7 protein-coding genes are annotated in these 7818 nt (G+C 73.5%); 1 reads left to right on the top strand and 6 read right to left on the bottom strand.

The window, feature by feature from the left end; all coding sequences use genetic code 11:
- Positions 1-19: 19 nt before the first annotated feature.
- Together BI06_RS00550 and BI06_RS00545 are read right to left on the bottom strand one after the other, a co-directional pair.
- Positions 20-661: an HAD-IA family hydrolase gene (locus BI06_RS00550; protein ID WP_043464074.1), complete on the bottom strand. Its 642-nt coding sequence runs from the start codon at positions 659-661 to the stop codon at positions 20-22.
- 147 nt (positions 662-808) lie between these two features.
- Entirely contained in the window at positions 809-1216 is a 408-nt protein-coding gene (locus BI06_RS00545) for a hypothetical protein (protein ID WP_043463615.1), read from the bottom strand.
- Positions 1217-1633: 417 nt separating this feature from the next.
- Here BI06_RS00545 and BI06_RS00540 point away from each other — a divergent pair, with 417 nt between their 5' ends.
- A complete protein-coding gene (locus tag BI06_RS00540; RefSeq protein WP_043463612.1) occupies positions 1634-2128 on the top strand; it encodes a hypothetical protein in 495 nt (164 codons plus the stop codon).
- A gap of 24 nt (positions 2129-2152) precedes the next feature.
- On the opposite strand, the gene BI06_RS00535 is transcribed toward BI06_RS00540, so the two are convergent.
- The 4 genes from BI06_RS00535 to fxlM all read right to left on the bottom strand — a co-directional run bounded on the left by BI06_RS00535 (position 2153) and on the right by fxlM (position 7720).
- Positions 2153-3376 (bottom strand): lanthionine synthetase C family protein, encoded by a 1224-nt coding sequence (locus BI06_RS00535; protein WP_051740043.1) that lies wholly within the window; start codon positions 3374-3376, stop codon positions 2153-2155.
- Positions 3369-6158 (bottom strand): lantibiotic dehydratase, encoded by a 2790-nt coding sequence (locus tag BI06_RS00530; RefSeq protein WP_043463609.1) that lies wholly within the window; start codon positions 6156-6158, stop codon positions 3369-3371. Before BI06_RS00530 ends, BI06_RS00535 begins: the two co-directional genes overlap by 8 nt.
- A gap of 75 nt (positions 6159-6233) precedes the next feature.
- Positions 6234-6401: a hypothetical protein gene (locus BI06_RS52220; RefSeq protein WP_199523217.1), complete on the bottom strand. Its 168-nt coding sequence runs from the start codon at positions 6399-6401 to the stop codon at positions 6234-6236.
- A gap of 74 nt (positions 6402-6475) precedes the next feature.
- Entirely contained in the window at positions 6476-7720 is a 1245-nt protein-coding gene (gene fxlM / locus BI06_RS00525) for a methyltransferase, FxLD system (protein ID WP_158516354.1), read from the bottom strand.
- Positions 7721-7818 lie beyond the last annotated feature (98 nt).

The raw sequence follows: 7818 nt of genomic DNA, 5'->3' as shown, positions 1-7818 counted from the left end.
GAACGGCTGTCGGTGGCGGTCAGATCCTCTCGGTCGGGCGAAGGCCGAGCAGCGCGGCGACTCGGGCAACGGTGTCGCCCTGCCCGTCGGCGTGCACGGTTGTGATCCCGAGTGCCTCGGCCGGCGGCAGGTTGGCCGGGTGATCGTCTACGAACACGCATGCTTCGCCCGGAAGTCCGATGCGCTCGAGGCACCGCCGGTAGATTTCGGGATCGGGTTTGGCTACCTGCTCCCGCTCGGACACCAGAGCGACGTCGACCAGGTCCCACACGCCGAGCGTGGCATAGGGGTCATATGGCTGAAGTCCGAATGAATTGGACAGCAGAGCGACGGTCAGGCCAGCCGATCGGGCGGCCCGCGCCAGCTCGATCATGTCCGCTGCGGGTTGGACCCCCGCCCAGGCGCGGCCCATCAGGTTCTCGCCGTCCGATACGCCCAGCAGCGGGGCGGTGCGCATGTTCCACTCGGCCTGGCTGATCTGTCCGATCTCCAGAGCCGCGTACAGCGCGCGACCCTCGGGGTTGTCGTTCAGCGTGGAGCGCCACGCCTCCGGATCCAGCCCTTGCTCCCGGCACCAGATCCGGTGCGTCTCCAGCACCCCCACGGTGAGCACTCCGGCGAAGTCCAGTATCAGCCCCCTGTAGGGCGTGCTGCGGTCCATCTGCTGTGCCACGCTTCCATCACCTTCCCGGCGAACCAGTCAACCGAGAACGTACCGCCGACTGGCGGCAGCAGCTGGCATCCCGCCCAGGGTCTGTACGTCTCCGTCCGGGCAGGTGGATGCCGAACCAGCGGTGAAAAGCGGTCGTCACGCCATCTGGCGGCCCGTCGGCTTCCGGGCGGGCAGAAGTGCGGGACGCCACATGGCGATACCTGCCACCAGCGGGGTCGCGAACCCACCGGTTTCGACGAGAGTGAAGACGGTTGTCATCAGAATGCCGTCCACGGAACGGAGCGGCTGACCGTGCTTGATGACCAGGCTTGCGTTCATGGCCGCGATCGCCGCCAGGCAGACCGCCAGCCCGACCCTGGTCCACAGGATCGGCAGGAGGAAGTGAGCGAGGGACAGGACCGCGGTGGCCGCCGCCAACAGCAGGGGAAACCCGTTGACGAACAGCGCGCTCTCACCGCGGCCGGCAAGGGTCGTGCGGGCGGCCATGAGCAGCATGGCACCGCTGATCGCGGCGTAGCCGACGAAGACGATGCTCGCGGGCACCGCCCGCGCGGGATCGCCGCCGGCGCGCCGCCGGGCTGGTGGTGCCGTCGGCGGTCACGAGGCAGCAGATACGGGACGGGCCGGCGGTTCGCCAGTGGCGGGCCAGGTGGACCAGGCGGGTGGGATCGGCATGGGCGCCATAGTCGCGCCCCCGATCTGCTTCGGCGACTGCGACAACGCCCCGGTTCATCCGAACGTGCGCCCTCGGCGTGTGCGAGGTTGACCTCGGTCGGCGCCCTGATGAGGAATCTGACGCTTCGGAGGCGCTCGTGTCGCTGGCCTGGGCACGGCGGCGGCCCTCTGGGCATCTTGAAGGGCTGACTGGCGGGCGGACGCCATGGCCTCGCAACTCCCCGGGCCGGCGTGGTGCTCTCACCTGCGGCGATGTTGACGGTGCTGGCGGCTAGTCTCGCGGCCATGGACCAGAGCACCGATCAGCCCCTCGACCTCGGCCCGGCCGACCAGCCGCTGGAGGCCCTGGTCGACCGGGCGGTGTGGGTGATCGTGGACCAGGCTGGGCGGCCCGAGGCGGCCTGGGCGTTGATCGAGCGGCTGCGGGAGCGGGATTCCCTGTGGGAGGCCGCGCTCGTCCTGCTCGGCCCGCTCTCCAGCCACACGGTGCCCGGTCGGTCCGAGCGCGAGTACGTCGAGAATCTCCGCCTGGTGGGGAAGCACGGCCGCCACCCGGTCACCAAGCTGACGTCCGCGGTCAGCGCCCGGCACCGCGAACTCGGCGGAAGTGCCGATCAGGAGGAGTGGCGCCAGGCGGACGACCTCACCCGATCCCGGTGCGTCCTGCAACTGCTGGCCTCCTACTGCGGGCTGATTGGAGCGGACAACGGCGTGCTTCCCGCCACCGGAATCGTCACGCTGATCAAGGGCACCCAGATCCGGCCCCGTCCCGGCATGTGAACGGTGGTGTTCTCGCCCGCGGGCTCAGGTCAGTACGAGCAGGCCGTCCCACGGGACGTGCCGGCCGGTGGGTCGGCAGTGGTTGATCAGGGCGAGGGCGGCTCCGGCGCGGCCGGTGAGGAAGCCGGCGGCCGGGCCGGCCTCGTGGAAGGTTTCGGTGGTATGCCGGGCGGCGGCGGCTGCAAGCGGTCGGTGGTTCAGGCGGGTGGCGACCGAGAGGACGCCCGCGCTGCCGTGGCAGAGTCCGGGCCCGGTGGTGTCCCAGGTGGCGGGCGGTCGGCGGGCGAGGGTGTCGAGGGATCGACGGGCCAGGGCGGTCAGGGCCGGGTCGGCGAGGACCCGGCCGCTGTGGTGCAGGGCGGCTGCGATGCCGGGCGTGCCGTAGCACCAGGCGTCACGGCGGCCCGCAGTGGCGGCCAGGCGTTCGGCGTCCGGCGGTTGCGCGAGGTCGTTGCCGCTGATGTACGGGGGCCAGGACGGGCCGGGGGCGGCCCAGTCGAGGAGCCAGTGTGCCGCGGTGGCGATGGCCTTCTCCTGCCCGGCAAGGCAGTTGCCGGCCTCGTGCGCGAGAGCGAGTAGGGAGAGCGGTCCGGCGATCCCGTGCGCCGCCCCGGTGCCCGTGCTGCCGGAGCGCGGCAGGGTGCCGGGGACGGCGAGAACGTGATCCTCCGCGCGGACCCACCAGCCGGGGCGGCCGGCGTCGTCGGTGGTGGTGATCATGCCGGTGAGTGTGGTGAGGGCGGCGGTCAGCCCCGGTCCGGCCTCCGGGAGGCCGAGCTGTGCGGCGGCGAGGAGTGTGCGGCCGATCCCGGCGAGGCCCTTCATGGTGTCGTAGATGCCCCACAGGGTTCCCGGTCGGCCTGCGCGCTGCCGGGTGGCCTGGTGTTCGGCCAGGCCCTGGGCGCGGGCGGACAGCCAGGCGGCGGCCCGGCCGAGGGCGTCGTGCCGGCGCCGGTGGTCGGGCAGGTGGGCGCTGCCGTGGATGAGCGAGGCGGCCAGCCCGCCCGGGCCGGCGTAGATGCCGTCCGGCTTGGTACCGGTGACAAGGCGGGCGGCGGCGTTCCAGTGCCGGTCGGCGGCGTCGATCAGCGCGGTGTCGCCGTCCGAGACAACGGCGAGGAGCAGGGCGGTGCCGGGGAGGCCGTCGGCGAGGGTGGTGGCGCCGCCGGGGGTCAGACGCGCGGTGACCTGGTCGGGGTCGAGGACGGCGGCCACGGTCTCCTCGATCAGCCGGAGGGGGTCAGGCACGGCGCAGGAGGTCGGTGGCGAGGGAGCGAGCCAGGTGCTCGCGGTCGCGGTCGGCGCCGAGGAGACGGTTGGCGTGCAGGTGGATCAGGTCGGAGGCGCACAGCGGCGCCGTCTCGTCGGCGAGGAGGGAACGGTAGGCGGTCAGCGCGTCCAGCAGGCTGTTCCACGACTCGGTGAGGGCGGCGGGGGCGGTGGCCGTGCGGCACTCGGCCCGTAGCGATTCGCGGCGGCGGCGCAGGTCGCCGGGCAGGGGGCGGGGGCGAGCGGCGGTGGGGGTATTGAGGGTACGGGCGATGGCGGCGATGGTGTGGGCGGCGAGGACGAGCCGCTGGTCGTCGCCGTGGCCGGGGAGGGCGGTTCGGGCGAGGGCGGAGTCGGCGGCGAACACCGTCTCGGCCGTGCCGATCGCGTCCGGCCCGCCGTAGCGCTGGGTCTCGCGCTGGTACGGCCCGACGGTGAGCTTCCCATTGGTCAGGTTCTGCTCGGCCAGCCGCGCGGCGAGGCCGGCGAGTTCCTGCTGCACGGCGGCCAGGCTCTCGGGGGTGCCGTGGTAGCGCAGGCGCAGGTGGGGGCCGAGGTCGGGGGTGGTGTAGCGCAGCCAGTAGGACAGCGTGCCCGGGTAGTGCGGGAGCCGGGCGAGGATCGCGTCCTGGTGGCGGTCCGGGGCGGGCAGGGCCAGGGAGAGCCAGGTGCCACCGGGGAGTTCCGTGTCGGCCGTGCGGGGGCGGGCCGCGGTCCGGGGGTCGACGGGCGCCGGCTGCTCCGTCTCGTGCTGTTGGCGCAGGCCGATGACGAGTTCGAGGTGGTGGCGGCCGTCCGGGCCGTGCACCGGCGGGCGGCCCGGCAGGACCTCGCTGACGGTGCGGCAGCCGCGGCGCATGCTGCGCCGCAGCAGCTCGCGGTGTCCGGCATCGTGCAGGTCGACGGGGAGGTGCCGGTCGCTCTCCTCGATCACGACCCGCTGCGGCACCGGCATGGTGGGGCGGTCCAGCCAGTCGTCCAGCCGGTTGTGCCAGCGGTCGCGGTGGTCGACCAGGGTGTGGAGGTCCTGGGGAAGGAGCCAGCGCTGCGGGGCGAGGACGGTGGAGCGGTAGGTGACGCGCGGGGTGTAGGGGGCGAGGGTGGCGGGGCCCCAGGACCAGGGGTGCCAGGGTCGCTCGTCCGCGTGCCCGATCAGGTGGAGGAGCTGGGCGGCCGGGGACAGGAGCGCGCGGGTGATCCGGCTGAGCAGCACCGGCCGCACCTGGCGACCGAGTTGCGGCGAGTGGAGGGTGAGGTGGCCGGCCCGGGTCGTGGTGACGAGCAGGGTACGGGGGTCCAGGTCCCGGGGGCCGCTGAGGGGCAGGCCCACGGGTATGCGGTATGCCGTGCGCCCGCTCTCCACCGCCAGCGCCGCAGTGGCGGCGGTGAGGGGGCGGCAGACGATCTCGGCCAGCACCGGACCGCCGCCGAAGCGCCGTTCGGTGGCGAGGTCGGGCAGGTGGCGGACCAGCCGTCCGGCGGCCGACCCGGCGTCCTGCGCCGCGTGGGTACCGATCGCCAGCGTGAGACGGCCGGAAGCGCCTTCCCGGACGCGAACGTGAACCTCGGCCGTTCGCGGCGGCCGCCCGCCACCCTGGTGAGCGAGGGCCTGCGCCATCTCCTCGGTGAGCTCCACCTGCTGCTCGCCGCGCGCGATCGCCCCGGTGAGCAGCGAGAGGAGGAGCTGGGTGCGGTGGTCGTCCAGGTCGGTGCGGGCGGCGATCGCGTCCTGCGGCTCGGGCGGACCGATCCCGGTGGCTGGGTCGACAACCTCCAGCAGCGGGACCATGCGGTGCGGCCCGTATGTCTCCCGGAACCGGGCTGTCCAGGCCTGCAGCGGGACGGTGCGGTGGCCGATGCGCCAGAGGGTGTCGACCGTCCGCGCCGCCTCCGTGCCCACCGAGGCGGGCAGGCGCAGTTCGGCGTCGGCAACGGTGTCGCACGTCAGTGGGCGGTCGGCGATGTGGATCGCGTCGGCGGCCCGGCGGGCAGCGCGCAGGAGCGGCAGGCGCTCGGGGGCGCCGGGCCGGTGCCGGTCCGCCTCGGCAAGCAGCGCCCGCAGGTCGAGGACGGCGGCGCGCAGGCTGGCCGCCGGCGGGAGCCTTTCGGCTAGGTGGCCGAGCGGGTCGGCGGCGGGGTCGTCGGGCAGGAGGTCGGTCAGGAGCAGGCCGGTGCGGACCAGCGCGGTGATCGCCACCCGCACCGCGTCGGTCCCGGCCCCGGGCCAGTGCTCGAGCGCCGCACCGACGACCTGCCCGGCCGGAGCACCGCCGGTGCGGTCGCACTCGCGCAGCAGCCGGCTGGACACCTCGGTCAGCCGTGCCGTTCCCAGCTGCGCCGTGCCGTCCGGCCCCGGGTGCTCGACCTCCAGCACCGCGCCGCGGCGCAGCGCGGTCGGGTTGGCGAACAGGCGCAGGCGGTCGAGCCCGCCGGGCAGGTCCAGAGCGTGGTCGGCGATGGCCGCGAGCCAGGCCGGGTTGGGGAGCGTGGCGCAGTGGTGCTCCGCGCCCAGCAGCAGGACCGGTTCCCCGGGTGCCAGGCGGGCGGTGGTGGTGGCGGCCCAGACGCCGTGGGGGGTGGTGCGGGTGCGGGCGCGCAGGTCGTAGGCTGCGCGGGCTGGCGCGCCGTCGGGCGTGTCCTCGGGGTCGCGGGAGGTGAGGAACAGCCCCTCGGTGACCAGCCCTCCGGCCTTCGTGCCGTCGGCCGCCAGGAGTGGGAGGCGGGCGAGTGCCACCGGGCCGGGTACCAGACGGCTGCGCACGGGTGGTTCCCCCTCTTGGTCGGACGGCCGGGTGGGCGGCACAGGGGGCTGCCGGTGCCGCCCACCCGCATGCTGCTACAGCTGGTCCGGGATCAGACAGCCGCTGGTCGGGCCGGCCGGGGGCGATTCCCCGCAGCCGTCACCGGTGGTGTCGCCCTCGGTGTCCGCGTAGTTCTCACGCACACCGGTGAGTGGTGTGTTCACCGCGTCGAGCTCGAAGGCGTCCAGCAGTTCGGTCCTCATGGTGCGTCCTCCTTCCATCGTCCTGGTGGGGATGGTGCGCCCGGACCGCACGGGTCCGGGAGTGCGGGTGGCAATCAGCCCTTCGGCCAGGTGAGGACCATCGGCGCTCCGGGCCGCTCCAGGAGGCGGCCGGGGGCCATGGCGGCGGGGTCGGTGCCCTCGTCGTAGACGTGAAGGACGGGGCCAGGACGTCCCCGGTGGTCCCGGTCCCACTCCCTCAGGCTCTCTACCAGGGCCTCGCCAAGGGCGCGGTCCTCACCGTGGAGGACGACGCCGTACTCGTAGCGGTCGCTCTGCCCCTCGACCGGGCGCATCGTCACGTAGGCCGCAGCGCTGGAGTCGCTGTTCCAGGTGAGCGGAGTACCGCCTGGCAGCGCCCGCAGGGCCGATTTCTTCGGGTCCACCAGCAGGGTGCCGTAGGTGTCGAGAACGGTGGCGAACCACAGATCGATGACGGGCCTGGTGCCCTCGCTCGCCCCCACTTCGACCCCGGACCAGTACGGGGTGCCGACGCTGCCGAGGGCCTTGGCCAGGGCCTCAGGGTCGAGCAATGGGGTGTCGTCCACCCGTACGCGGGCTCCGGGGGTCAACGCGTGCACCTGGGTGGAACTCGCCCCCTCCCCGCGCATCGCCACAAAACCGCAGGGCAACCAGCCGCCACCGCTCCAGTGCCCCTCACCGTCCGGGGTGAGGGCCACCAGGCGGCCAAGTCCGCGCACGCGCAGCGGGACGACGAGTACTCCGTCGGGGGCGAGCTGGTCGAGCCAGGCCTGCTCGATCGCCGCCGCCTGCACGGTCACCTCGATCCGGTCGTACGGGGCCGCATCCGGGACGCCGTGGGCGCCGTCGCCGGTGAGAACACGAACGGAGTGCTCCAGACCGGCGGCACGCAGGCAGCGGCTGGCGCGCTCGGTCACCACCGGGTCGATGTCGATGCTGGTCACCGAGCCCGTGCCACCGACCAGCTGATGGAGGAGAGCCGCGTTGTAACCGCCGGAGCCCACCTCGAGCACCGAGTTCCCGGGGCGCGGGCGCAGGTACTTCAGCATCTCCGCCACCAGCCACGGCGCGCTGACCGAGCTGAGGAGCCGACCCTCGCCGTCGCGGTCGGTGGGCTGGTAGTCGTCCGTGTACGCCTCGGCCGGCGCCACGTCCGGGAGGAACAGATGGCGCGGGGTCGACAGGAACGCCTCGGCCACCTCCGGGTTGGAGATCCTGCCCGCGCGTTCGAGTTCGGCCACCAGCTGGCCGTTCAACTCGGCGACGGCACCGAGTTCCGATGACTCTTCGTCGACACTGCTGTCACTGACGGCGTTCACGACGAGGAAGCTTACGGCCTGACGGGTGCTCAGATCTGGCTTTCGTGCAGACGCGTCCCGCGCGATGTGATCCCGGATCGTTCGTAGACCGGCCGCAG

Source organism: Kitasatospora sp. MBT66, from assembly GCF_000710405.2.
Lineage (GTDB): Bacteria > Actinomycetota > Actinomycetes > Streptomycetales > Streptomycetaceae > Kitasatospora > Kitasatospora purpeofusca.
This window is presented reverse-complemented; position numbering and strand designations above follow the sequence as displayed.